We start from the raw sequence: 26,417 nt of genomic DNA, 5'->3' as shown, positions 1-26,417 counted from the left end.
TAAATTTTTATTTTGTTTATCATTTTTACATAAAAATTGAACAAAAATGTAAAAACTATACTTAATTTAGTAAAAACATTTAAACATAAAAAACATGAAAACTTTATTGAAAACGAAAATTTTTACTTTGATTGTCCTTCTTTCCATCTTTGCAACCTCCTGTAATGATGATGACAATAACACTCCTCCTGAAGACAAAACAATCACAGGAATCGCATCAAAAACAGCTGACTTAAGTATTTTGGTTCAAGCATTGACAAAAGCCGAGCTGGCAGTTACTTTACAAGGAAGCGGACCGTTTACTGTATTCGCACCGACCAATGCTGCATTTACAGCTTTTCTTTCATCTGCCGGATACGCCTCCATAAATGATGTTCCAAAAGCTGCTTTAACACAAATTTTATTAAATCATGTTGTTAGTGGTGCTGTAAAATCCACAGATTTAACAACTACTTATATCAAAACTTTAGCCAAAGGAACCGCTTCGACTACAAACTCCTTAAGTATGTTTGTAAACACAGCTGGAGGAAAGGTAATGCTTAATGGTGTTGCAACAGTTATAACTGCTGATATCATGGCTTCTAATGGTGTTGTACATGTAGTCGATAAAGTTATAGGTTTGCCAACTATTGTAACTCATGCTATTGCCAATCCTAATTTCACTTCCTTAGTTGGTGCTTTAACGGGAGCAGGTCAACCTGATTTTGTAACCATTTTGTCAGGAACAGGGCCGTTTACGGTATTCGCTCCTACTAACGCAGCTTTTACAGCTTTAAATACAGAATTAGCCCCTGGAGGAATTGCAAGCGTTTCTGCTGCAAATTTGACGAAAGTGCTACAATACCACGTGGTATCAGGAAATATTCTAGCTGCAAGTTTAACAGAAGGTCAAGTTGTTGCTACGCTTCAAACTCCTCAAACCTTTAAAGTTCTATTGACAGGGGGAGCCAAAATTGAAGATGCAAGAGCCAGAAAATCTACTATCATTGCAACTGATGTACAATGTTCTAATGGAGTCATTCATGCTCTAGACAAAGTGCTTCTACCTACTTTTTAAAAAATGAATTTATTAAAAACAGAAAAGCTCCCATAACTGGGAGCTTTTTTTATGAAGTAGAAACAATTATTTCTTTTAATGCTTTGCTTTTTTGAGTCTCATACTGTTCCATAACTTTTGAAATTTACGTTGAAGTTTTTGCCTTGTTAATTAGACTCTTTTTACTTGCTCTTTTGAATTTGAGCCTGAAGGACATCACTCTCAATTCTACAATTCTACTACGAAGTTAACCCCTACAGCAATCGCATGCGTTTCTAACGACAACTCCACAAAAGCTCTAAGACCATTTGGTATCAGGAAATATTCTCCCATCTAGTTTCACAGAGGGTCAAATCGTCGCTACGTTACAAACTACCCCAAACCTTTAAAATTTTATTGACAAGGCGAACTAAAATTGGAAATAAAAAAACCAGAAAAGCAGAAATCACTGCAACTCATGTACATACTCCAATGGAGTCATTCCTGATCTAGACAAAGTACCACTACCTACTTTTTAAAAAAAGGAATTTACTAAAAACAAAAAAGCTCCCAATATTGGGAGCTTTTTTTATGATGTAGAAATTACTATTTCTTTTGGTCTTTTGCTTTTTGAGCCTCAGCTTGTTCCATAACTTCTTGAAGTTTACGTTGGAACTTACCTTGTTTCTTAGGCTCTTTTTTCTTGTTCTCTTGAATTTGAGCATGAATCTTATCACTATCAATAATATAATTCTTAATCACAAGCATGATTCCTATTGTAATAGTATTAGAAACAAAATAATACAAACTCAATCCTGAAGCATAGCTATTGAAGAAAAACAACATCATTAATGGCGAAACATAAATCATGATTTTCATCATTTTTGCCATATCTGGCATCCCTTCTTGTGTAGGAGCGGCCATTTGTTGATCTCCAGTCGTCATTTTCATATAAAAGAAAATAGCTATCGAAGCAAGAATAGGAAACAAACTAATATGATTCCCGTATGCTGGAACATGAAACGGCAACTCATAAATGGAGTCAAAAGAAGATAAATCGTCTGCCCAAAGGAATCCTTTTTGTCTCAAGCTTATTGCCGAAGGAAAGAATTGAAATAAAGCATAGAATATCGGGGCCTGCATCAGTCCCGGTATACAACCTGCCATAGGATTCACGCCCGCTTTATTGTAAAGCTTCATTGTTTCCTGTTGTTTCTTCATTGGGTCTTTTTTGAATTTTTCCCCAAGCTCATTAATTTCAGGTCTCAATACTTTCATTTTTGCCTGTGACAAAAATGATTTGTATGTAATAGGGGACATCGCTAGTTTAACTAATACGGTAAACACTATAATAGCCCAACCATGTTGAATAAACGAACTTAAGAAACCAAACATCGGAATAAAGGCATGACGGTTAATCCATCCAAAAATACCCCAACCTAAAGCAACAATATCTTCTAGATTTTTTCCATAACTTTTCAATAAACCGTAATCAGTTGGACCGTAGTACCAATTCATTTTTTGATCAATCTCACCGTTTTTAAACGCTAAAGGAACAACTGCTTTAAATTGTTTTGTAAAAATTGTATCAACTTTATCATCTTTAACTAAATTATTTGAAAATAATTCTGCTTTAGTGAAAGGTACATCTGATACTAAAATAGAACTAAAAAAGTGTTGCTTATAAGCAATATAAGATACATCTTCAACTGTTTCCGTTTTGTCGTTTCCAAGTCCTAAATAATTACTTTTCCCTTCTTCATGTTCGTAATAAAGCTGCGCATAACGATTTTCGTAACCAATACTCTTCTCATTAGTATATGTTTTCAAGTCCCACTCTAGGTTTAATGGCTTAGATGTATTTAATACTTTACTCAATCCTTGAGACTGAATATTAAAGTCTAACATATAATCATTTGCCTTTAAAACATACTTATATTCTAAATATTCATTTGCACCCGCTTTCAAACGCATACTTAAAATTTGATCCTCACCATTTTTTGTTAAAGTTGGTTCAAAGTATAAATCCTTAGTATTTAAAGTACGGTTGTCACTAGTTAGCAACTGTACATTTAAATTAGCGTTGTTGTCTTTAATCAACTCCACTAATTGTCCAGAACCTTTTTTAAATCTTTCGAATTTTTTTAAAGTAGCTTCAACAATATATCCACCTTTATTAGCAATTTTTAACTTAACTAATTTATTTTCGATAGTAGTAAAACCTTCTTTAGCAGATGGCAATGTAGCTGAATAAGCAAAATTTCCAAGCTTTTTTTCTAATTGTGCTAATTGCGTAGAATCTCCAGTCACAGCAACAGCAGCTGTTGCTTCGGCAACTACTTTATCGTTTAACTCTTTAGTTTTAGTTTCCTTAATCACCATCTCCTTTTGCGCTTTCTCAGCAGCAATTGCCTTAGGGTCTGGTTGATTTTGATACATTATCCAAAGTAATATCCCAAAAATCAATACAAAACCAATTATCGAATTCGGGTCAAATTTCTTCTGTTCCATTATTATAAAATTATTTATGTTTCATCGCTTATCGTTTGCCAATAAACAAAAGTTAGATTCCATTATCGTATTGAAATACTGAAATTATTTCTTTTTTGCTTTTACAGCAGCGGCTACAAAATTCACAAAAATAGGATGTGGATTTGCAACGGTACTTTTATATTCTGGATGGTATTGTACACCAATGAAAAAAGGATGATCTTCCAATTCCACGATCTCAACTAAACCTGTATCTGGATTCACTCCTGACGCTTTCAATCCTGCATTTTGCAATTCATCAACGTAAGCACTGTTGTACTCATAACGGTGACGGTGACGTTCAGAAATTGTTGACTCTCCGTAAATTTTATAAGCTAACGAGTCTGGTTTGATATCACATTTCCAAGCTCCAAGACGCATTGTTCCTCCTTTGTCAGTTACATTCTTTTGCTCTTCCATTAAATTCACTACAGGATGCTTAGTTCCCTCGTTCATTTCTGTCGAATTAGCATCAGCATATCCTAAAACATTTCTGGAGTATTCGATAACAGCCATTTGCATTCCCAAACAAATTCCGAAAAACGGAACTTTATTTTCACGTGCATAACGAACTGCTTCTATCTTTCCTTCAATCCCTCTTTCACCAAAACCTGGCGCTACAAGCACACCGTCAAGATCTTTGAATTTCTCTTCGATATTTGAGGCGTTAATATACTCAGAATGGATTGAAATTATATTTACTTTAGTCTCATTTGAAGCCCCTGCATGAATAAACGCTTCTAAAATTGATTTATAGCAATCTTGCATTTCTACATACTTACCAATCAATCCGATGTTTATGCTATGCTTTGGGTTTTTTATTCTTCGTAAAAAAGTATTCCAATGTTTCAAATCTGGAGCTGCTTTTTTAGGCAAGTCTAATTTCTTTAAAGCAACAACGTCAAGACCTTCTTCTAACATTAAATTGGGCACTTCGTAAATAGTCGCCGCATCAATAGATTGAATAACCGCTTCTCTTTTCACGTTGCAAAATAAGGCTAATTTATTACGAATTTCATCTGAAATTTCATGCTCCGTTCTACAAACTAAAATGTCAGCTTTAATTCCGCTCTCCATTAAAGTTTTTACTGAGTGTTGTGTAGGTTTTGTTTTCAGCTCTCCTGCTGCAGCTAAATAAGGTACTAGAGTTAAGTGAATAACAATTGCATTATGCTCCCCTAGATCCCAAACAAGTTGACGTACAGATTCTATATAAGGCAAGGATTCTATATCCCCAACTGTTCCACCAATTTCAGTTATAACAATATCAAAATCACCTGAATTACCAAGCAATTGCATTCTGTCTTTTATTTCATTGGTGATATGAGGAACTACTTGTACTGTTTTTCCAAGAAATTCTCCTCTTCTTTCTTTTTCAATAACTGAAAGATAAATTCTTCCTGTAGTAACATTATTGGCTTGAGAAGTAGGAACATTCAAGAAACGTTCGTAATGTCCTAAATCTAAATCAGTTTCAGCACCATCATCCGTAACATAACATTCTCCATGTTCGTATGGGTTTAAAGTACCCGGATCAACATTTAAATAGGGGTCGAATTTTTGGATAGTTGTCCGATACCCTCGTGCTTGTAACAATTTTGCCAATGATGCTGCGATTATACCTTTCCCTAAAGAAGAAGTCACACCGCCAGTAACAAAAATATATTTCGTTTGATTCATGCTGTTGTTGTTTGTATTGTAGTTGTGTCAAAAACTCGGCAAAAATACGATTATAAATTGAGAATATGCTAATTTGAAAATGAGATAATTCGGAAAATTGACAATTCCTTAATACAAACCCTTTTAAACAAAAAACCTCCCTAATTTCTTAAATTAGTGAGGTTTTGGATATCTTTTTTTAATATTTCTTATCAATTCCTCCAGTCCATTCAGCTTTAACTCATATATAAGTTTTAATTGCTCGCCTAATTCTCCCTTGGGGAAGCCTTTGTTATTATACCATACTACGTAGTACTCAGGTAAATCGATTAAGAACTTTCCTTCGTACTTTCCAAAAGGCATTTTTGTATGGGCTAATTTTATAAGTTGTTGTTGATTTTTATCCATTAAGAATGAAGTAGTAGATTTGAAGATAGAAGCGGGAGTTAGAAAATTCAAACGTTTAACTCCCAAACCTCTAAGCTATTTAATTATTTCTAGTTAAAAGTGATTCGTTTTCCAATTTTAGGATTTAAACTCAAGAAAATAGCACAAGTCATCGCTGTCTTTTCTATAATAATTTCGCCTTTTTTGATCTGCACTGATATTCATATCAAAGACAATCTCTATTGTTCCAATTCGTCTTGGCTCGGCGTTCATGATTTTTTTAACTGAGGCTGTAGCTCCGGTAATATCCACATTGATATCTCGGCCTTTTATTCCCATAACGTCATTATACAACTCGCTAAAGCATTTGCAACGGTATCGTTAGGCAAAAAAGCCTCTCCTTTTTCCGTTATTATCCAAAGGAGCATCCGAAACAATTTCATTTCCTGATTGTAAATGTATCGATGATGTTCTTAAATTTCCTAAGTAGGTTACTTTTAACATCATTAGTTTGCTTCTTTAATAGTCATATCCGTGTCATAATACAAAATAAAAACACCTTTATTAGTGTATCCACCATCTTCTTTTCTATAATATTCGAATTTATTTTCTCCTCGTTTTGTCGCCGCTGAATTTACAGTCTCTTCAAAACTTTTATTTTGAACCAATCGAATCATAGTATCAAAAGTCATATCAAAACCACGAGTAGCGTAATCACTAGGAAAAATATTGTTTGCCTTTCTGAACTTTTTTTCGAAAATTGCCACTTCAGGAGATACATAATCACTAGTAACCGACGGATACATTAATTTCAGTTTCGTAAGATTCGTAAATTTAATTTCATCAGTATCTAATGTTTCATTAGGCTCTAAAATCACCAATTGTACTTGATATGCAGGCATAGAACTCAACATAGCTGCTATAGTCGTTTTTATCATCCAAGTATTCCCTGTTTCCATTACAACATAATTCATTCTACCTTTAACTAACATACTTTTTAGACTTTCTGAAGATAAACTCCCATTCTCTTTAAAAGCAACGAAGAGAACTTCTTTTTGGTATTGTTTTATGTATTGCATAATAGACTCCTTTTTCTTGTCTACTACAGCTATAATATTACCATTTCTTGCACGCATGTAATCAAACATCGCCCCCTTAATAACTTCATTCGTAGGTATCGTCTGATATAAATTAGCAAAAGGATTCCCAATATCTTTTGATAGTGGAGAAATAACTGGTACATTATTCATACCCACTAACTGCGCCGCTGCCTCAGCATTACTTTGATAAAACGGACCAATTATCGCATTAGCGTTTACAAGATTTTTACTTTGAATTAGTGCCGCGACATCAGAACTGTTTTTAGTTTCACGAGAATCATAAATCTCGACATCGATAGGAAGCCCCAAAGTTTTAGCTGAATCAATTGCTATTAGAGCTCCAGCATAAAAGTCTAAAGTCATGTTTAAAAACTTATCTTTTTTCAAACGGCTATAAGTAGAGTTTATAGTATCCCCCTCTATATTAGCAAGATTAAAAGGCAAAAGCATAACCATTCTTTTACGGTTATCGTAAGTAATCTTTTTAGACAAAGACTTGTATTCCTTTTTATCGTCAATTGAGACTGGAGTTTTAGAAGGAATTCTCAAAAGCATCCCTATTTCAACTCCGTTGTTAAGGTCTGGATTAAGTGCAATAAGTTCCTCTTGGGTCATATCAAACATCTTTGACAAACTGTATAGCGTTTCTTTAGGCTTTACTTCGTAAGCAACATAATCAATAACTGTTAAAGCACTTTTAAGGTTTTGTTTCTCCTTTTCGTCTTTTGACTCTACTTTCTCAGTTACTTTCTCTACAACTTTTGGAGCTACCCCTTTAATTATCAGTCTGTATCCAATAGGTAAATTACTAATCACTTCAGGATTGCGTTTTTCCAATTCCTCAATAGTAATTCCATATTTCTTAGAAATAGAATATTTCGTTTCCTTAGCAAGTACATCATGATAAATAAATTTATCTTGATTTACGATAGTATTTTTAGGAGAATTTTTCGGAGAATTTTTTGAAGGAATGGTAAGGGTTTGCCCTATTTGCAACCCATCGTTTTCAAGAAATGGATTTACTCTTTTCAAGTCTTCATCAGAAATCCCATATTTCTTTTCAATTCCGTACAAGGTTTCTTTTGCAATTACTAAATGAGACTGCCCCTGTACAATTGTTTTAGTCGGTACACTTGTAATTTGCGCCCCTGCTTTATTTGGAATCAGCAAAACACTGTTTGGCCTTAGACCACTTTGTGCATCTGGGTTTAATTGATAAATATCAAAAGGAGTAACGCGATACTTTTGTGCTATTTGATTGATAGTTTCTCCTTTCTCCACTTTATGCGTAATGGGTTTTTCTTGTGAAAAAACGTTTGTGGTAAAGAAGAAAACAGTTATGTAGATTGCAAAAAAATACTTCATCATAGTAGGTATATATATTATTGGTTCAAAGATAACAAAAACGGTACCAAATTTTAATTAAAAAATTGGTACCGTTTATATATAGATCATTAAAATTTAAATTTTTAATATAGACAATCAATAGGTCCTATTCCCATTCAATTGTTGCTGGTGGTTTTGAACTAATGTCATATACCACTCTATTAACTCCTTTCACTTTATTTATAATATCATTAGATACTTTCATTAAGAAATCATAAGGTAAATGTACCCAGTCAGCTGTCATACCATCTGTAGATTCAACTGCACGTAAGGCAACTACTTTTTCATAAGTACGTTCATCGCCCATTACTCCAACACTATTTACAGGAAGAAGAATTGCTCCAGCTTGCCATACTTTGTCATACAATCCCCAAGATTTCAAACCATCAATAAAAACCGCATCTACATCTTGTAAAATACTAACTTTTTCAGGCGTGATATCTCCTAAGATTCTAATAGACAATCCAGGTCCAGGAAAAGGATGTCTTCCTAATAATTCTGGATCAATTCCTAATGAAGCCCCTACTCTACGTACCTCATCTTTAAAAAGCATACGGAGTGGCTCTACTATTTTCAATTTCATATAATCAGGTAAACCACCTACATTATGGTGAGATTTTATTGTCGCTGAAGGTCCTTTTACAGAAACCGACTCAATTACATCAGGATAAATGGTTCCTTGTGCTAACCATTTTACGTCTTCAATTAAATGAGATTCATCATCAAAAACTTCTATAAATACTCTACCAATAATTTTACGTTTGGTTTCGGGATCACTTACTCCTGCCAATTCTGACAAGAAACGATCTCCGGCATCTACTCCTTTAACGTTTAAACCCATTCCTTTGTATTGATCTAATACACTTTGGTATTCGTTTTTACGAAGTAATCCGTTATTCACAAAAACACAGTATAGATTTTTACCAATAGCTTGATGTAATAAAACCGCTGCTACAGTAGAATCTACTCCGCCAGAAAGACCTAAAACCACTTTATCATTTCCAACTTTCTCTTTCAACTCCGCAACCATTTCTTCAACGAAAGCATTTGGAGTAAAATTTTGAGGAACTTCGGCAATTTTTACTAAGAAATTTTCCAGCATTTTTGATCCATCTGTAGAGTGAAAAACTTCTGGATGGTACTGAATAGCATAAGTTGTTTCGCCCTCAATTTTATAAGCTGCAAATTCAACATCGTGCGTACTAGCAAGCTTTACGCCATTAGTTGGCAAAGCTTTTATACTGTCACTATGACTCATCCAGACTTGGCTACCCTCTGAAACACCTTCAAAGAAAACTTCATCCTCTTTAATATAAGATAAATTAGCTCTACCGTATTCTCTCGTATTTGAAGCTGCTACTTCCCCACCACTAAAATGAGCTAAGTATTGTGCTCCGTAACATACGGCAAGCAGAGGTAGTTTACCTCTAATTTGAGATAAATCTGGATGTAGCGCATCTTCTCCTCTAACAGAAAAAGGGCTTCCACCAAGAATTACGGCTTTATAACTTGATAAATCACTCGGAAAATGATTGTATGGGAAAATCTCGCAGAATATATTTAATTCGCGAACTCTACGCGCAATAAGCTGTGTATATTGCGATCCGAAATCTAAAATAAGTACGTTGTGTTGCATGCGCAAAAATACTTTTTATATTCGGAATTGAAAAATTGAATTTTGAAAAATTGTAAATTATTTTTCCGTCGTAACATTTATAATAATAAAAAAGGGGGAAACTACTAAAATAAAACTAACCAACACTTCGATTTTAAGCTTAATTATGATATAATATAAGAAATAACTACATATGAAAAACAGCTACATATAAATACAAAAAAAAACACAAGCTACTAGCATATAATTGTTTACAAAAAAACCGATAAGCAAAAAAGAAAAATATAAAGACAGAAGCCTCTTCATTAAAGCATTACTCCTTTTTTATTAATTACTTTTGCAATGAAAAAAAAAAAAAAAACATTTTGAAAAAATATATTTATACAGCCTTTGCCACTTTAAGCCTTTTTATCGTTTCCTGCAGTGTTGTAGATCAGTTACTGACATTTACTGTTTCCAATCAAACAGAGTTTAAAATCGCAAGTAATTTTCCGCTTAACATTGCTAGTGGAATAGTAACGCCGGATGTCCCTACAAACTCTAGCGCCGAATTTGAAAACAACAACACAAAAGCTAATTTAGTCAAAGATGTTAAATTGAAGGAATTAAAATTAAGTATCACAGATCCTGATGGTAAAACCTTTAGCTTTCTAAAATCAATCCACATCTATATTTCAACTGATGCAAATGATGAAATAGAGTTGGCTTATTTGGAAAATATCAGCGCTACAACAAACACGATAGTTCTTACTCCCACTTCTGAAAAATTAGACAATTACATCAAAGCTTCCAGTTATAAATTGAGAACGGAAGCAGTCATTAGGGAAACACTGACTACAGATATTACGGTAAAAGCAGACATGAAGTTTAAAGTTACAGCAGATCCTTTCTAGTATATAAAAAAAAACTTTTACTCTTTTATAAATGTAAATTTAGATTTGACTCCGGTATCAAAATTATTCCATAAATCAGACAGTAATAAATTTCCTTCGTTATCATAAATATAAAAAGCTCCTGTATTTCCTCCCAAAGCCCCTCGGTTTAAGGCCTGTAACTCTAAATAATTAAGTCCCGCTTGAAGATCTATTTTGATGTCCTTGAAACTTGATTCTAAGTATAAATTATTTGCTACGACAGCACTCTTATAATTGTGTATAACGGTAGCCTTTATCAAATCTCCGTCAATTGCACCATAATCTCGCACTCGAATCACTAAAGATTTTGACTTTGTACGAATGATTCCAAAATCCAAGTCTTTTAAATTGAGATACGATGTATCCTCCTTTAAGCCACTACTTACTAATGACTTCTCAATACTCTTGTTCATTTTATCTCGTATTTCATCACCTGGATTAATAAAATCATTGGTTTGAATCATAGAAATAGGATCAGGATCACCAATTTTAAAATTAGTACTCTGAAATTTAACTTCAGGCTTTTTTAAAATATTTGGAGCTACAATATCTGGTGGCGCAACCGTTGCTGGCATTGCTTTTTTAGTTTTAATGCTTGTATCTAAAGGAGGTATTGCTTTAAACTTAGAACTAAACTCAGTTTGAGAATAGCTGTTTATTGCAAAACACATCATAATAACCAATAATATCTGTTTCATATTATACTACTTTGTTTTTAAATACTCTAAATATCAAGTTGCGACAAATATACCGTGCTTTCTATTTAGAAAACAAAACCTTAGACTAACATTAAATAAAAATTAACCTAATTTAGCAATGAAACACATTCTAGGCTTAGTATCACCATCCAATTCCTCATTGTTTTAAAAAAATTAACAAACTACTTATAGATTATTGTTTGTCTACAATTATTGTAGCCTTGTAACCTTCGCCTATATTCCATTGACTTGAAGAGATCAACTTTCCATTATCGTCATAAACTTCAAATTCTGCCGTATTTGGTGAGGCAAAACCTTCATTTAAAGCTTCAAAATCTATTCTATTAATCCCTTTTTCAAGTTTTATTTCAAATCCTTTAAATTCTCCTTCCAATAAAACTTCATAATCTACCACTTTATAGTTTACGTAAATCCTAATTTTATCACCATCAACATAAGCTGCATCGCGATACCTAACTTTTGCTGTTTTAGAATTGGTTTTAAAAAGACCTAAATCTTGATTTCTTCTATAAACTTCTGAAGCAATTATAACATCATTTTTGGGGACTTTAAAAGTGTTTTCTGGTATAGCAGCAGCAACATACGGTATAACCTGGGGTGGTCCTGGATCTCTAGGAACTACTGCCTCAACTTTCAATTCTTTGCTTTTAGGAGGAACCGCTTTAAATTTACCTTTAAATTCTTCCTGAGAATAACTATTAGAAATCATTCCTAATAAAAAAAGAAAAAAGAAAATTTGCTTCATTTTAATTGTGTATCTATTTATCATATGTTCATTTTTTTTAAAGTAAAAAACCAAAATTATAAAAACATAAAAATGGTATACTTTATACTTCCTTTTATAACTTCAAATTTTCAATAATAGTATGTTTTAGTAAATAAAATATGCTAAAGCAGCCCTTTCAAAATCGAACTTATTTATATAAAATCAGTATTTTTTATTTTAATATTTTTTATAAATTGCAAAAAATATACCAAAAACTAGATAACCAAATACCATTCCTTAATTAACAAGCTAAAAACTATCAAAATGAAAAGAGAAAACATATTAACAGGTTCGCCTTGGGAAGATAAAATGGGCTATTGTCGCGCTGTACGTATTGGGAATATTATTGAAGTTTCAGGAACCGTAGCGATTGTAGATGGAGAAAAAGTAAAAGCAGATGATGCTTACTCTCAAACATTTAATATTCTTGAAAGAGTAGAAAAAGTACTTGAAGATTTAAATGCAAGCATGAAAGATGTCATTCGCACCCGAATTTTTACTACTGACATCACTTCCTTTGAGGCCGTTGCTAAAGCACATGCACATTTTTTTAAAGAAGTAAAACCTACTACCGGTTTTTATGAAATTAGTAAATTAGTAGCTCCTGAATATCTTGTAGAAATTGAATTTACAGCTGTACTTCCTGAAAAACACAATATTTCCGAAGGAATATAATACTTTAGCAAAAAATTGCTTGGGTAATACCGATGTTGAAAAGAATGAATTTAGAAAAAATAAAAAAAATTGTAGAAGGAGCTCTCAAATGGATTTTCATTTGTGTTTTGATAGGTTTTTTGTCTGGCTCAGCCTCTGCTTTTTTATTAGTGGCGTTAAATTGGGCTGCTCAATATAGAGGGCAGCACAACTGGATTATTTGGCTTTTGCCAATAGGTGGATTAGTTATAGGATTAGGATATCACTATTATGGTCAAGAAGCAGTAAAAGGAAACAATTTATTATTAGAAGAATATGAAACTCCTAAAAAGAGGATTCCTTTAATAATGCCTCCGTTAGTGTTAGTAGGTACGATCATTACCCATTTCTTTGGAGGCTCAGCCGGTCGTGAAGGAACTGCTGTGCAAATGGGAGGTGCAATAGCCGATCAGTTTACGGGCCTTTTTAAACTTGATAATTCAGACAGAAGAACAATTATCATACTCGGAATCAGTGCGGGATTTGCTTCCGTTTTTGGGACACCGTTGACCGGTGCTTTATTTGCTTTAGAGGTACTCTACTTTAGTAAAGTGAGTTTCAAAAGCATTATTTTATCTTTTTTAGTAGCCTTTATGGCGTACTACACAGTCGAATTCTGGGAAGTACAACACACCCATTATACAATTCCTGTCGTCCCTGCATTTACTTTTAAATTACTGCTTTGGATTATTCCTGTTAGTATATTGTTTGGACTAGCAGCCATGCTTTTTTCAAGAAGCACTCATTTTTGGGGTGCATTATTTTCGCGAACAATCCAATATCCGCCATTGCGTCCTTTTGTGGGAGGGATACTACTAGCATTCGCAATGTATTTCATCGGAACCACAAAATACCAAGGTTTAGGTGTCCCTATAATTGTCGAATCATTTTCTAATCCAAGTGGATATTATGACTTTTTACTAAAAATATTATTCACTGGATTTACTTTAGGTGCTGGATTTAAAGGAGGTGAAGTTACTCCCTTATTTTTTATTGGCGCCACCATGGGAAGTGCCTTATCCATTTTTGTCCCAATGCCTATTGCTCTTTTGGCTGGAATGGGGTTTGTAGCTGTCTTTTCAGGAGCCACACATACCCCTATTGCCTGTACCGTTATGGGAATGGAACTCTTTGGTATAGAAAGTGGATTATTTATAGGGATTGCTTGTTTCACAGCTTATTTAGCCTCGGGACCAATAGGTATTTACAATTCACAAATTGTAAAAGGACCTAAATATCATTTGTATGAAAAATTCAAAAGAAGAAGATTAGACAATTTTTGAAATGAAAAACAACGTTAACTTCTAAATATTTTCAACTTTACATTAAAAAAATGTAATTTCGCACACTATGAAAATACAAGACATTCAAGCGATACAGTTGTTATTAGCAACACCAAAAAAAATTGCAATCATTCCACATAGAGGACCTGACGGGGATGCTATGGGTTCTACTTTAGGATTATATCATTTTTTATTAAAAAACAATCACGAACCTATCTTGATTGCTCCTAATGAATTTCCGGAGTTCCTTTCTTGGCTTCCAGGCTCAGAGGCCATTAAAATATTCGAAAAAGACAAAGAAAATTGCACTAAAATACTAGAGACCGCCGATCTTATTTTTACGCTAGACTTTAATGCCTTGCACCGTGTAGGGGGTGATATGGAGGCTGTTTTAGCCGTGATGAAGGCGCCATTTATAATGATTGACCATCATCAAAAGCCAGATGACTATGCTGCTTATACTTATTCAGACACCTCTTTTGGTTCTACTTGTGAAATGCTGTACAACTTCATTTCCTTTCTTGGTAAAAAAGAAGATATCGATAAGACTATAGGAACCTGTATTTATACTGGAATTCTAACCGACTCTGGTTCTTTCAGATTCCCAGGAACTACAGGAAATACACATAGAATTGTTGCTGATTTAATTGATTTAGGTGTTGAGAACACTAAAATACCCAATTTACTTTTTGAAAATAGTTCTTACAGTAGATTGCAACTATTGGGTAGAGCACTTCAAAATTTGAAGGTAATTTCAGAACATCATGCAAGCTATACTACCCTTACTCAGGATGAATTGAATACCTTTGGTTATGTGAAAGGAGATACGGAAGGCATCGTAAACTATGGTTTGAGTATAAAAGGAATTGTATTTACAGCCATTTTCATCGAAAATAAGGACGAAAAAATAATCAAAATATCTTTCCGTTCACAAGGAGACTTTGATGTAAATCAATTTGCAAGAGATCATTTTCAAGGTGGAGGACACCGCAATGCGGCTGGAGGAAAATCAGAAGTATCCATGGAAGAAACAGTACGTAAATTTGAAGATTTAATAACAAAACTAACAATATAAGACATCATGAAATTTAGTCCTATTATTGCAATTGCTTTATTTTTTTTTCTTACGGTTTCCAGTTGTAAACAGCAGCAGGAAGCCCGAAGACCAATTTCACAAACTTCAGGAAGTTTCATGAAAAAATCAGTGGTAAGAAATAAAAAATTAGTGGCTGGCGAAGAAGATCAGATCAAGAAACTAATGAAAAGCGATCCAGAAGTGGATTATATTGCTTCTTCAAAAGGCTATTGGTATTCTTATGAAACTGCAAATGAAATAGACACCCTAAGCCCAAAAAGAGGAGATGTCGTTTTCTTTGATTATGAAATAAAAGACCTTAGTGGTGCTGTCATATACTCTGAATTAGAATTGAGACCACAAATATATTATGTCGATAAACAGGACATTATGATGGGATTAAGAGACGGAATCAAACTAATGCATAAAAATGAAAAAGTAAATTTTCTTTTTCCTTCGCATATGGGGTTTGGTTATCATGGAGACAATAAAAGAATTGGTGTAAACCAGCCTTTAATCTGTACTGTTACATTACACGATTTTAAACCGGAAGCCGTTTATAAAAAACAATTGGAAACAAAATCAATTACTACAGTTCCAACTTTAAAAAAGGCACAACCAGACAGTACCCCACAAGCAGCAGCTCCAATAAAAAAAGCAAAAGACACTTTAAAATAGTAAGTTAATCACTATCGTTATGAAAAAAAGAATCCTATTCGTATTACTTGCAATTGCTACACTATATTCCTGCAATGAGGAAAACAGCAATCTTCCAGATGGTTTATATGCAAAACTAGAAACTAGCAGAGGAACTATAATAGTAGCTTTAGATTATAAAAAAGCACCTATTACTGTAGCCAACTTTGTTACTTTGGCCGAAGGTAAAAATGATTTCGTTACCAATGATAACCTGAAAGCAAAACCATTTTATGATGGCCTGAGGTTCCACAGAGTTATTAAAGATTTCATGATACAAACTGGAGATCCATTAGGTACAGGTTCAGGTGATGCCGGATACAAATTTAAGGATGAAATTACCGATTTGCGTTTTGATGGTGGTGGCGTTTTGGCAATGGCAAATAATGGCCCTGCAACTAATAGCAGTCAATTTTTTATTACGCATGTTGCAACCCCATGGTTAGACGGTAAGCACACCATTTTTGGACATGTAGTTGATAAAGGAATGAATGTTGTAAACTTGATTGAACAGAACGACTACTTGAATAAAGTTACAATTATTCGAAAAGGAGAAGCTGCAAAAAAGTTTAACGCGGTAAAAACATTCTACGATTACTTCTCTGTGGAGTCTGAAAAGCAAAAGCAAAAATTGGCTTTAGCAGAACAAAGCAAAAAAAAATACGACGAGAAATATAAAGATGTTCGTGAAGACAAGGTTAAATATTTTAATGCCTTAAAAAGTAAAGCAACAAAAACTTCTACCGGCCTTAAATATGTAATCACTCACAAAGCAGGGGGCAAAAAACCTGCAAAGGGTGCACCGCTATCTATTCATTACGCAGGTTTTCTGGAAGACGGTCATCTTTTTGATACGAGTATAGAAAATGTAGCTCAAACTTATGGGAAATTTGATCCAGACAGAGCTGCTCAAAATGGATATCAGCCTATTCCTTTTCAGGCAGGAAAAAAAGATGGCATGATTCCTGGTTTCATTGAAGGGTTAGAAAAATTATCTTTTGGTGATAAAGCAATTTTGTTCATCCCCTCTCACTTAGCCTACGGTGCTGGTGGCGCGGGAGATGTAATTCCTCCTAATGCAAATATCGTTTTCGAAATCGAATTAATGGAAGTAATGCCTCAATAGCCGAATAGATCTTTATAAATTATTCCTTAAATAAATATAAAATGAAACTTAAACTTCTATTTTTAATGTGCATCGGAATGATAAGTGCACAGGCTCAAACCACAAAAAAAATAGTCCCTACTAAGAAACCTGTCTCAGCAGTTAAGGCCGTAGTAAAAGCTCCAGTTGTCGAAGGTATCTTTGCAACTATTTCTACAACTAAAGGCGATATAACCACTCAGTTAGAGTTTGAAAAAACACCTGTTACGGTTGCTAATTTCATTTCGCTTGTTGAAGGAAAAAACACTTTTGTTACAAATGATAAATTGAAGGGGAAACCTTTTTATGATGGTTTAAAATTTCACAGAGTCATCAAAGACTTTATGATTCAGGGAGGAGATCCTACAGGAAGTGGTGGTGGTACTGCTGGCTACGCTTTTAAAGATGAAGTCACTGACCTGAAGTTTGACAAAAGTGGTGTTTTGGCTATGGCCAACTCTGGTCCAGCGAGCAATTCCACTCAGTTTTTTATAACTCATAAAGATACGCCATGGTTAAACGGAAAGCACACTATTTTTGGCCATGTAACTGAGGGCATGAACGTCGTAAATGCGATTGCTCAGGGTGATGCGATTACAAAGATAACTATTACAAGAAAAGGTGCTTTGGCAAAAAAGTTTGATGCTCCAAAAGTATTCTCCGATTATTTTTTAAATAAAGAAGAAGATGCTAAGAAACAAGCATTAATCGATGCAGAAAATAAAGCGAAGCAAGTAGCAGCTGAAGCAGGAAACAAAGCGAAGCAAGCAGCGGCTGAAGCAGAAAGTAAAAAAGTCTATATGGAAAAATATGCGCCGGTAATCGCTTCAAAAAAGGCTTATTTCGCTACTGTAAAAGCAACTGCTACTACAACACCTTCTGGATTGACTTACAAAATAGTTCAAAAAGGTACAGATGTAAAACCGATTGACGGTAGTACTTTCTATTTTCACTATGCCGGTTATTTTGAAGATGGAAGCTTATTTGACAGTAGCTATGAAGACGTAAATAAATCGTACGGTAAATACGATCAGTATAGAGCCGCACAAAACGGATACCAGGCTTTTCCTTTTCAAGCAGGAAAAAAAGAGGGTATGATTCCTGGCTTTTTAGAAGCATTATCTTTAATGTCTTATGGAGACAAGGTAGTCGCTTTTATCCCCTCTAAGCTAGCTTATGGGGAACAAGGTGCTGGTGGTGTTATACCGCCAAATACGACCCTGATTTTTGAATTGGAAATGTTCGAAAAACCAACAACAACACCAAAACAATAACAATAACATAAAGACTTTTAATGAGACTTTAAAACAAAAACCCGATACATTAAAAATGTATCGGGTTTTTGTTTTATAGAGTTCTCTAACTATTATTTGCTCTTAAACTTCCAGTCAAATTCATCTTTTTGATTGATGATTGCACCTACTTCCACTTTTACAACCTCATCAAATTCTGTTTGAAAGATAATCCAATTATCTTCATTAAAATAGTTTTCGAAAGTATCAAATTCTTCCTGAGTGAATTTGGCTACTCCTTTTGCAGCCAATTCTTTTTTGACTTCACTGATTTTTCTATTAATCACTTTATGTCCGAATAACTCTAAATTTGGATTAGAAGCTACCATATACCCTAGTTTAAAGTCCTCCTCTTTGTAGAATGTCAAACGTATTTTAAGTGTATTATAAGCAAAAATAACGTTGTCATCTTCATCCTTATAGTTTCTATCCGGTTTACCGTATATCGCGGTAACATCCTTTTGTTTCATCCCGAAAATGAGTTGATCAATTCCGTTCTTTAAGTTTATTTTCATTATTGAGAAAGATTTAAATTTTTAAAACTAAACGACAAAGGTATTTCCTTTTTTAAGATTAAACTCCCTTTTCAAAATTAAAGTTAAACTGCATAGACTATCAATAGCAATAAACTCCCAAAAGATAAAAATGAATAAAAATTTTGATTACTTCTTACTTCTCTTCTTTTTATTAAAAATCTTCTAAACGCTATCAAAAGTACGATTAATAATAAGCCATATCTTATCTAACATTTCCTGAATTATTTAATTCTAAAATCTTTCAGAATGAGCAAAGAGAAACAGTAATAGAAACTTCTGCTATTAAATTATTTTAAATTTTACTATACACTGAAAAGAGAATAATCATTATGTCAAGAGATAAAATCTTACATTAATTACAGGAAACGCTATTTTTCATTAACTTAGTTCCCGATATTAAAAAAGTACACCAACTTCATTTTTTTTACCAAAAAAACAAGAGATGATTCTAACAACCTTGGAATCTAATTTTAATAACTCCGTTTAATAAATAACAATAATTTAAAATTTCAAAATGAAATCACTCCAATTTCTAACCCTCCCAATTTTCTTATTCACTGTATTAGTTTCTTATTCACAAAACGAAGCCAAAACGACGAAAACAAAAGAGTTCAAAGTAGAATTTGAACAATTCTCCTTAGACAATGGCCTGCATGTCATTATGCATATTGATCGATCTGACCCCGTAGTTGCGGTTGCCTTAACTAGCCATGTGGGATCAGCAAGAGAAAAAGCCGGTCGTACTGGTTTTGCCCATTTATTTGAACATCTTTTATTTTTAGAGTCAGAGAATCTAGGAAAAGGTGGTTTGGATAAAATGAGTGCCCGTATTGGAGGTTCTGGTGCCAATGGTTCCACGAGCAGAGACCGCACAAATTACTTTCAAACTGTTCCAAAAGACGCCTTAGAAAAAATGATTTGGGCAGAAGCCGATAAACTAGGCTATTTCATTAATACGGTGACAGATCCAGTTCTCGCTAAAGAGAAGCAAGTCGTAAAAAACGAAAAAAGACAGAGCTACGACAATAGACCTTATGGGAATAATTTTGCAATAATCAATAAAAATTTATATCCTGAAAACCATCCTTACCATTGGGAAGTAATTGGTTCTTTAGAAGATTTACAAAATGCATCTCTTCAAGATGTAAAAGATTTTTACAACCGCTGGTATATTCCTAATAATGTAACGCTAACCATCGCGGGGGATTTTGATGTAAAACAAGCCAAAGCATGGGTGCAAAAATATTTTGGCGAAATTAAACGTGGTGAATCTATTCCTAAAATGGAAAAACAGCCCGTAACCCTGACTAAAACTAAAAAATTCTATTTTGAGGATAATTTTGCTCGTTTGCCTCAACTTACACTAACCTGGCCCTCTGTTTACGAATACCATCCTGATAGTTATGCACTAGAAGTTCTGGCCAGTTATCTTTCTAAAGGCAAGAAAGCGCCTTTATACAAAACACTGGTAGAAGATAAAAAACTAACCGATGAAGTTGAATTATCACAATACAATTCTGAAATAGCAGGACAGTACATCCTTAATGTTGTTGCTTTCGACAAAACAGATTTGAATACCGTGATGAATGGAATTAACGAAGCCTTTAAAAACTTTGAAAGCCATGGTATTTCGCAACAGGATTTAGATCGAATTAAAGCAGGACAAGAAACTGCATTTTACAACGGACTATCTAGTGTTTTAGGAAAAGGCTTTCAGTTAGCCCAATATGAAATCTTTGCAGGAACTCCTGATTTCATTAATCAAGACGTAAAAAACATCCTTGCTGTAACCAAAGAAGATGTGATGCGAGTTTATAAAAAATATATAAAAGACAAACATTTCATTGCGACTAGTTTTGTACCAAAAGGCGAAGCTAACTTAGCTTTGGAAGGGTCCACTTTAGCAAAGGTCGCTGAAGAAAAAATCATTGAAGGTAAAGAAGAATCATTTGACGCAAGTATTGCCGCAACTTATGAAAAAACACCTTCGAGCTTTGACCGAAGTGGCGAACCTGCCTATGGCGAAAGTCCTGAGGTTGTGCTGCCAACAGTATGGAAAGAAAAATCACCGTCAGGATTAACACTCTTAGGAATAGAAAACTATGAAGTGCCGTTGGTAAAATTTCAAATGCAAATAAAAGGAGGGATGTTACTGGAAAACCCCGCTAAAATTGGTGTTTCAAATATGCTAGCACAGTTACTTACTAAAGGAACTCAAAATAAAACGCCCGAGCAATTAGAAAATGCGATCGAAAGCCTTGGAGCCACCATTAACGCATTTGCAACCGATGAATCCATTATGATTACTGGAAACACACTGGCAAAGAATTACAATGAAACAATAAAATTAGTTCAGGAAATTATATTACAGCCTCGCTGGGATACTAAAGAATTTGATTTAATAAAACAAAGTACATTAAGCCAAGTGCTACAGCAAAAGGCGGATCCAAATAGTATTGCGAAAAATGAGTTCAAAAAATTAATTTACGGAAAAGAATCACTTTTATCGAATAATCGAATTGGTACTGAGAACTCAATTAACAGCATTACCCTTGATGATTTAAAAACGTATTACAACCAAAACATTTCACCTTCTGTTACTAATTTCCAAATTGTAGGAGCCGTTTCAAAATCGCAGGTGAATAGTTCTTTAGCTACTTTAAATAAAAACTGGAAGTCTAAAGAAGTTGCTATCCCAACAATGAAAATTGCAGATGCACCAGCAAGCTCTAAGATCTATTTCTACGATGTTCCCGGTGCAAAACAATCAGTAATAAGAATTGGATATCCAGCGCTTGCTGCCACAGACGCAGATTTCTATCCTGCTGACATTATGAATTACCGTTTAGGAGGAGGTAGTTTTGCATCACAGCTTACGCAAGAACTGCGTGAAGGAAAAGGTTACACTTATGGAATTGGCTCGTCTTTTGACGGTTCGAATAACAAAGGTCCTTTCACTATTTATAGCGGAGTACGATCAAATGTAACTTATGAATCAGTAGGATTAATAAAAGAGATCATCGAAAAATATGGTACTAATTTCAATGAAAACGACCTCAATATCACAAAAGGATATTTGATTAAAAGCAATGCCAGAGAATTTGAAACAATGGCCTCTAAATTGAACATGCTTTATGAAATAAGCAACTACAACTTCCCAGTTGATTACGCTAAACAAAGGGAGAATACAGTAAAAAACATTACAATTGCAGATATAAAAGCGCTTTCTGACAAGTATCTAAACTCCAGCAAGATGATTTATTTAATTGTAGGGGATGCAGAAACTCAATTGAAAAAATTAGAGCAAATTGGTTTTGGAGAACCAGTTCTTTTAAATAAAAAGACAACTAATAATTAAACTAAACAGAATAAAATTCAGCTTATGAAATTGCCAATAGACGATAAAAAATTTCTCTTTCTACTTTCTTCCGTAACAATTGTTATCACTTTAGAAATTTTGTCGATTATTGGCATACACATTCCTATGCCCTACGCACCTTATATTTTCGCCGCATTTATTATAGGTATAGGTCACGAGGTTTTGATGAATGGTATAAAAGCAATTTTTAAACTTAAATTCAGCAGCATTAATTTACTGATGACCATTGCTGTTGTTGCTGCCTTTTATTTAGGCGAATATCCCGAAGCGGCAGTTGTTATTGTCCTTTACGTTTTAGGTGAACGTCTGGAGGATATTGGTCTTGAGAACTCAAAATCGGCATTGGACCAATTAGTGAATATAGCCCCAAAAACCGCTTTTGTAAAATTAGAAAATAAAAATATTGCAGTAAATAAAGTTTCTGTAGGGACTGTCATTCAAGTAAAACCAGGTGAAATGATTCCATTAGATGGAAAAATAACATCTGGAGAAACTACCGTTGATGAAGCAGCAATTACCGGAGAACCTATCCCAAAAGACAAACGCCACGGCGATATTTTATTTGCGGGAACGCTCAACAAAAATGGTTTTATCGAAATGGAAACTACAACCCTTTCCATAGACACGACCTTTGCAAAAATAATTCGGCTGACATTTGAAGCTGCAGCGTCCAGAGGTGATACCCAAAAATTTATCCAACGCTTTTCTAAATTCTATACGCCTACAATAATCGCAATGGCGGTTTTGGTTTTTGCAGTCCCCGTTTTCATACTGCACTTGGATTTTGATCTGTGGTTGAAACAAGCCATTACGCTCTTAGTGATTGCCTGTCCATGTGCACTTGTAATCTCTACACCGGTTGCTATCTATGCTGCTATAGGAAATGCTTCCGCAAAAGGGGCTCTGGTAAAAGGAGGGAAATACATCGAGGCCATGGCTCAAGTGAAAGCAATTGCCTTAGATAAAACCAGAACCATCACTTATGGTACTCCAATTGTTACCGATGTTTTTCCGTTAAACGGAACTAGCCGCGAAGAATTGTTAGCTTGTACTGCTGGAACAGAAGTTTTCTCTGAACACCCATTGGCGCAAGCCATCGTAACAGCAAGCAAAGCGGAGGGATTTGAACCGCATAAAGCCGAAGGTTTTAAAAGCATCATGGGGAAAGGAGCTATTGCAAGGTGTTTAGTTTGTGAGAATGAAACTGTTTATGTAGGCAAACTTGAATTCATTCGAGAATATCATGAAGTAAATGAAGAGGCTGAAAAAATTGTCGAACAATTAGCTTCCGAGGGTAAAACAAGTGTAGTTGTCAGTTTTGGTAAAGGCGTAGCTGGTATTATTGGTTTGACCGATGCCATTAAACCGGATAGTATTACTGCTATAAAGGAATTGCAAGCACTTCATATCGAATTAATAATGCTAACGGGCGACAGTGAAAAAGCAGCTCACTATGTTGCTAAAAAAGTAGGTGTTAAAAAAGTATTTGGAGGCTTGCTTCCAGAAAACAAATCGGAGGAAATGAGTGCCCTACTAAAAGAATATGGTAGCGTCGCCATGGTGGGTGACGGTATAAACGATGCGCCGGCTCTTGCATTGAGTACCGTGGGGATTGCAATGGGAGCTGCTGGGAGCGATACCGCAATTGAAACGGCCAATATTGCCTTGATGAACGATAAACTTTCCCTTATTCCGTTTTTGATTCGTCTCAGCAAAAAAACCTTGCTAAGAATAAAAATCAATACGATAGGAGCCATCACGGTAAAAGTAATTTTTATCGCATTAGCCTTTATGGGCTATAGTAATCTGGTTTTTGCAATTGCTGCAGATGTTGGCGTTACTTTGGTTGTAATTTTATTGAGCCTAAACTTGATGAAATTTGAAAACAAATAAAGGCCAACTAATCTCTTGCTTAAAAAAAATATAGCTATCAACTGACTTTCCGTTTTTAGGGGATAAAAACAAGAAAAAATTAATTAGAAATTCCGAATCAATTTTCAGAATTAAAATTTAGTAGACCATCTACTGATAATCCTTTTTGTGTAGTCTTTCACTTTAAAAAAATTAATTTTGAGATAATAAATTGGATATAATTCATTAACTTTCATACTGATAGACAAGTAACCCTTGCCTTATCAAGCTTTTTAAAAATTAAATTAAAATGTTAGATAATGAAAATATCGTTTGAAAAAAAAATCTTTCTAGGATTTGTTATAAATGTACTTGTAGTCATTGCTTCAGGATGGATTTTCATTTCACGTCTTGACAAGCAAAGAGACGAAACATTGGATGCGAGATTAGATTGGATAGAGGTTGCTTTATTTGCACTATCCATCATTTTATTAATTGTTGTCTATTTTATTATTCATTCGCAATTAAAAGCTAAAAAAGCATCTCAAAAATCACTATTCGACAACAGGCAATTACTTCAGTCTATTATTGACAATACATCCAATCCCATTTTTATAAAAAGAATAAACGGAGAATATATATTGATCAACAAACAATTTGGCGATCTATTTAAAATATCGAATGATGAAATCATAGGAAAAACAGACTTTGATTTTTTACCAGAAACTGTTGCTGACACCTACAGAAACTCCGATATTGAAGTCGTAAAAAAACTACGTGAATTGAAGACCGAAGAAACCATACAGCAAAAAGATGGCGACCATACATACATAGCTGTAAAGTTCCCTTTATATGATTCAACTGGAAGAATCTATGCCATCGGAGGGATATCTACCGATATTACTGAAAGAAAGGAAATGGAGAAGTCTTTAATTGCATCTGATAAATTCTTTACTATGTCGGCAGAAATGATGATTATTGCTTCATCAACTCACTTTGTTAAAGTAAATCCTGCTACAGTTAGAATACTAGGTTATTCTGAAGAAGAGCTATTAAGCCAGCCCTTCCTCAACTTTGTTTATCAAGAAGATAAAACAAATACAGAAGGGGAAGTGGTTAAACTGGAAACTGGAGCTACTACGACACAGTTTAAAAACCGATATATAGGTAAAAACGGATCTATCAAATGGATTCAGTGGTCTACCTTTCCTGACGTAAAAACGGGTTTATTGTATGCCGTTGCCACTGATGTAACCCAATCGGTTGAAATTGAAAAATCATTAAAAGCAGCTGATAATTTTTTCAATATCTCATTAGATATTATGATTATCGCTTCTAGGGAAAATTTTGAAAAAATAAATCCTACAATGATTAAAACGTTGGGGTATTCTGAAAAGGAGCTTTTAAGCCAGCCCTTTCTCCACTTTGTACATCCTGATGATAAGGAAAGTACCCAAAAGCAAATTGAAACGATTCGAGATGGCTCCCAAGTACTGGAGTTTAAAAATAGGTGGATTTGTAAAGACGGCTCTACTAAATGGCTTGTTTGGTCTGCCATTGCTGACTCAAAAACGGAATTAATGTATGCCGTCGCTCGAGATATCACAACACTTGTACAATTAGAACAAGAGCAACAACAGGCAATTGATGAACTTTATGAAAACGAACAAAAATTAAGACTGATTCTAGAGAATATAAGCGAAGGTATTATTGTTGCAAATGCACAGAAAAAAGTAATCATGGCAAATTACAATGCAAATGAAATGTTTGGAATTGAAGAAGATGATCTTATATCACCTAATATTTCAGACCATTTCGAACTCTACTTTCCTGATGAAAAGACTGTTTTTCCTTCACAAAATTTACCCATGGAACGAGCATTAAACGGAGAAATCACAAATGATATCGATGTGGTCCTGTGGAACTCTGCTAAACGCGAAAAAAAACGAGTTCTTATTAGCGGCAGACCATTAGTAGATCAGGATAACAACGTAGTTGCTGCTGTTGTTACTATAAAAGACATTAGTAAATACAAACACTTAGAGGAAGAATTAAAAAAAACAGAAACAAAATACCGACAATTAATTGGTTTTAGAAAAGAGGAAGATGAGAAAGAGGAAATAAAAGAAGATAATGATACAAAAGAAGAAGATGGCAAAGAAAAAGAATCCAAGCTTGGAGATTAGTTTAAATCTGTTATAGCATCAACAAGACGCTGCTTAACATCCCCAAACCACTCTTCTCTAAGGATGCTTAAAATAATAGTATCGCGTCGCAAATCGCTATTGTAAGTTGGCATATGGACACTGTCCCGTAAAGTGTGTAAGTTAAAAAAATAGGGGTTTGCCTTTTTAATTAAAGTTGAACCCTTTTTTCAA

General features: G+C 34.3%; 19 protein-coding genes and 1 pseudogene. 11 read left to right on the top strand and 9 right to left on the bottom strand.

Annotated features, from left to right (window positions below; translation table 11 throughout):
• Nucleotides 1–94: 94 nt before the first annotated feature.
• Entirely contained in the window at nucleotides 95–1,057 is a 963-nt protein-coding gene (locus QO182_RS17695) for a fasciclin domain-containing protein (RefSeq protein WP_371563137.1), read from the top strand.
• A 564-nt stretch (nucleotides 1,058–1,621) separates the two neighbouring features.
• On the opposite strand, the gene yidC is transcribed toward QO182_RS17695, so the two are convergent.
• The 6 genes and pseudogenes from yidC to guaA form a co-directional block, all read right to left on the bottom strand.
• Nucleotides 1,622–3,526: a membrane protein insertase YidC gene (gene yidC / locus QO182_RS17690; protein WP_371563134.1), complete on the bottom strand. Its 1,905-nt coding sequence runs from the start codon at nucleotides 3,524–3,526 to the stop codon at nucleotides 1,622–1,624.
• 84 nt (nucleotides 3,527–3,610) lie between these two features.
• Nucleotides 3,611–5,224: a CTP synthase gene (locus QO182_RS17685; RefSeq protein WP_371543119.1), complete on the bottom strand. Its 1,614-nt coding sequence runs from the start codon at nucleotides 5,222–5,224 to the stop codon at nucleotides 3,611–3,613.
• 153 nt (nucleotides 5,225–5,377) lie between these two features.
• Complete coding sequence (locus QO182_RS17680) at nucleotides 5,378–5,611, bottom strand: DUF3820 family protein (protein ID WP_074722953.1); 234 nt, start codon at nucleotides 5,609–5,611, stop codon at nucleotides 5,378–5,380.
• A gap of 89 nt (nucleotides 5,612–5,700) precedes the next feature.
• Nucleotides 5,701–6,097, bottom strand: a pseudogene (locus QO182_RS17675) (OsmC family protein).
• Nucleotides 6,097–8,058 carry a LysM peptidoglycan-binding domain-containing protein gene (locus QO182_RS17670; protein WP_371563131.1) on the bottom strand — a complete coding sequence of 654 codons (1,962 nt, stop codon included), beginning with the start codon at nucleotides 8,056–8,058 and terminating at the stop codon, nucleotides 6,097–6,099. The pseudogene QO182_RS17675 and the gene QO182_RS17670 overlap by 1 nt, the downstream one beginning before the upstream one ends.
• A 124-nt stretch (nucleotides 8,059–8,182) precedes the next feature.
• Nucleotides 8,183–9,712, bottom strand: coding sequence for a glutamine-hydrolyzing GMP synthase (gene guaA, locus QO182_RS17665; protein WP_371563128.1), 1,530 nt, complete (start codon nucleotides 9,710–9,712; stop codon nucleotides 8,183–8,185).
• A gap of 344 nt (nucleotides 9,713–10,056) precedes the next feature.
• Here guaA and QO182_RS17660 point away from each other — a divergent pair, with 344 nt between their 5' ends.
• Nucleotides 10,057–10,584 (top strand): hypothetical protein, encoded by a 528-nt coding sequence (locus tag QO182_RS17660; RefSeq protein WP_371563126.1) that lies wholly within the window; start codon nucleotides 10,057–10,059, stop codon nucleotides 10,582–10,584.
• 17 nt (nucleotides 10,585–10,601) lie between these two features.
• Here the strand turns inward: QO182_RS17660 and QO182_RS17655 are convergent, their stop codons facing one another.
• Together QO182_RS17655 and QO182_RS17650 are read right to left on the bottom strand one after the other, a co-directional pair.
• Entirely contained in the window at nucleotides 10,602–11,303 is a 702-nt protein-coding gene (locus tag QO182_RS17655) for a hypothetical protein (RefSeq protein WP_371543112.1), read from the bottom strand.
• A 193-nt stretch (nucleotides 11,304–11,496) separates the two neighbouring features.
• Nucleotides 11,497–12,093 carry a hypothetical protein gene (locus tag QO182_RS17650; protein WP_371543109.1) on the bottom strand — a complete coding sequence of 199 codons (597 nt, stop codon included), beginning with the start codon at nucleotides 12,091–12,093 and terminating at the stop codon, nucleotides 11,497–11,499.
• A gap of 261 nt (nucleotides 12,094–12,354) precedes the next feature.
• Between QO182_RS17650 and QO182_RS17645 the strand changes: the two genes are divergently transcribed.
• The 6 genes from QO182_RS17645 (at nucleotide 12,355) to QO182_RS17620 (ending at nucleotide 18,255) form a co-directional block, all read left to right on the top strand.
• On the top strand, nucleotides 12,355–12,765 hold the full coding sequence (locus QO182_RS17645) for a RidA family protein (protein WP_371543106.1): 411 nt from the start codon (nucleotides 12,355–12,357) through the stop codon (nucleotides 12,763–12,765).
• A 44-nt stretch (nucleotides 12,766–12,809) separates the two neighbouring features.
• Nucleotides 12,810–14,066 carry a voltage-gated chloride channel family protein gene (locus QO182_RS17640; RefSeq protein ID WP_371563123.1) on the top strand — a complete coding sequence of 419 codons (1,257 nt, stop codon included), beginning with the start codon at nucleotides 12,810–12,812 and terminating at the stop codon, nucleotides 14,064–14,066.
• Nucleotides 14,067–14,133: 67 nt separating this feature from the next.
• Nucleotides 14,134–15,141: a bifunctional oligoribonuclease/PAP phosphatase NrnA gene (locus tag QO182_RS17635; protein WP_371563120.1), complete on the top strand. Its 1,008-nt coding sequence runs from the start codon at nucleotides 14,134–14,136 to the stop codon at nucleotides 15,139–15,141.
• 6 nt (nucleotides 15,142–15,147) lie between these two features.
• Nucleotides 15,148–15,819 carry a gliding motility-associated peptidyl-prolyl isomerase GldI gene (gldI, locus tag QO182_RS17630; RefSeq protein WP_371563118.1) on the top strand — a complete coding sequence of 224 codons (672 nt, stop codon included), beginning with the start codon at nucleotides 15,148–15,150 and terminating at the stop codon, nucleotides 15,817–15,819.
• A 19-nt stretch (nucleotides 15,820–15,838) separates the two neighbouring features.
• A complete protein-coding gene (locus QO182_RS17625) occupies nucleotides 15,839–16,963 on the top strand; it encodes a peptidylprolyl isomerase (RefSeq protein WP_371563115.1) in 1,125 nt (374 codons plus the stop codon).
• 41 nt (nucleotides 16,964–17,004) lie between these two features.
• Nucleotides 17,005–18,255 carry a peptidylprolyl isomerase gene (locus tag QO182_RS17620; protein ID WP_371563112.1) on the top strand — a complete coding sequence of 417 codons (1,251 nt, stop codon included), beginning with the start codon at nucleotides 17,005–17,007 and terminating at the stop codon, nucleotides 18,253–18,255.
• Between the two features lie 92 nt (nucleotides 18,256–18,347).
• Here the strand turns inward: QO182_RS17620 and QO182_RS17615 are convergent, their stop codons facing one another.
• A complete protein-coding gene (locus tag QO182_RS17615) occupies nucleotides 18,348–18,788 on the bottom strand; it encodes a hypothetical protein (RefSeq protein ID WP_371539104.1) in 441 nt (146 codons plus the stop codon).
• Nucleotides 18,789–19,323: 535 nt separating this feature from the next.
• On the opposite strand from QO182_RS17615, the gene QO182_RS17610 reads away from it, so the two are divergent.
• From QO182_RS17610 to QO182_RS17600, 3 genes are all read left to right on the top strand, one after another.
• Nucleotides 19,324–22,167, top strand: a complete 2,844-nt coding sequence (locus QO182_RS17610) for a M16 family metallopeptidase (protein WP_371563109.1) — start codon at nucleotides 19,324–19,326, stop codon at nucleotides 22,165–22,167.
• Nucleotides 22,168–22,191: 24 nt separating this feature from the next.
• Nucleotides 22,192–24,081, top strand: coding sequence for a heavy metal translocating P-type ATPase (locus tag QO182_RS17605; protein ID WP_371539099.1), 1,890 nt, complete (start codon nucleotides 22,192–22,194; stop codon nucleotides 24,079–24,081).
• Between the two features lie 278 nt (nucleotides 24,082–24,359).
• Nucleotides 24,360–26,225 (top strand): PAS domain-containing protein, encoded by a 1,866-nt coding sequence (locus QO182_RS17600; protein WP_371539097.1) that lies wholly within the window; start codon nucleotides 24,360–24,362, stop codon nucleotides 26,223–26,225.
• Nucleotides 26,226–26,417 lie beyond the last annotated feature (192 nt).

It is taken from the genome of Flavobacterium sp. Arc2, assembly GCF_041431385.1.
GTDB lineage: Bacteria > Bacteroidota > Bacteroidia > Flavobacteriales > Flavobacteriaceae > Flavobacterium.
Note: the sequence above shows the minus strand (reverse complement) of the source record. Positions and strands in the feature narration are given on the sequence as shown.

Bases quoted from the DNA above. Each gene is read 5' to 3' on its own strand.
- QO182_RS17695 (WP_371563137.1), top strand. From the start codon at position 95: ATGAAAACTTTATTGAAAACGAAAATTTTTACTTTGATTGTCCTTCTT.
- yidC (WP_371563134.1), bottom strand. From the start codon at position 3,526: ATGGAACAGAAGAAATTTGACCCGAATTCGATAATTGGTTTTGTATTG.
- QO182_RS17685 (WP_371543119.1), bottom strand. From the start codon at position 5,224: ATGAATCAAACGAAATATATTTTTGTTACTGGCGGTGTGACTTCTTCT.
- QO182_RS17680 (WP_074722953.1), bottom strand. From the start codon at position 5,611: ATGGATAAAAATCAACAACAACTTATAAAATTAGCCCATACAAAAATG.
- QO182_RS17670 (WP_371563131.1), bottom strand. From the start codon at position 8,058: ATGATGAAGTATTTTTTTGCAATCTACATAACTGTTTTCTTCTTTACC.
- guaA (WP_371563128.1), bottom strand. From the start codon at position 9,712: ATGCAACACAACGTACTTATTTTAGATTTCGGATCGCAATATACACAG.
- QO182_RS17655 (WP_371543112.1), bottom strand. From the start codon at position 11,303: ATGAAACAGATATTATTGGTTATTATGATGTGTTTTGCAATAAACAGC.
- QO182_RS17650 (WP_371543109.1), bottom strand. From the start codon at position 12,093: ATGATAAATAGATACACAATTAAAATGAAGCAAATTTTCTTTTTTCTT.
- QO182_RS17645 (WP_371543106.1), top strand. From the start codon at position 12,355: ATGAAAAGAGAAAACATATTAACAGGTTCGCCTTGGGAAGATAAAATG.
- QO182_RS17640 (WP_371563123.1), top strand. From the start codon at position 12,810: ATGAATTTAGAAAAAATAAAAAAAATTGTAGAAGGAGCTCTCAAATGG.
- QO182_RS17635 (WP_371563120.1), top strand. From the start codon at position 14,134: ATGAAAATACAAGACATTCAAGCGATACAGTTGTTATTAGCAACACCA.
- gldI (WP_371563118.1), top strand. From the start codon at position 15,148: ATGAAATTTAGTCCTATTATTGCAATTGCTTTATTTTTTTTTCTTACG.
- QO182_RS17625 (WP_371563115.1), top strand. From the start codon at position 15,839: ATGAAAAAAAGAATCCTATTCGTATTACTTGCAATTGCTACACTATAT.
- QO182_RS17620 (WP_371563112.1), top strand. From the start codon at position 17,005: ATGAAACTTAAACTTCTATTTTTAATGTGCATCGGAATGATAAGTGCA.
- QO182_RS17615 (WP_371539104.1), bottom strand. From the start codon at position 18,788: ATGAAAATAAACTTAAAGAACGGAATTGATCAACTCATTTTCGGGATG.
- QO182_RS17610 (WP_371563109.1), top strand. From the start codon at position 19,324: ATGAAATCACTCCAATTTCTAACCCTCCCAATTTTCTTATTCACTGTA.
- QO182_RS17605 (WP_371539099.1), top strand. From the start codon at position 22,192: ATGAAATTGCCAATAGACGATAAAAAATTTCTCTTTCTACTTTCTTCC.
- QO182_RS17600 (WP_371539097.1), top strand. From the start codon at position 24,360: ATGAAAATATCGTTTGAAAAAAAAATCTTTCTAGGATTTGTTATAAAT.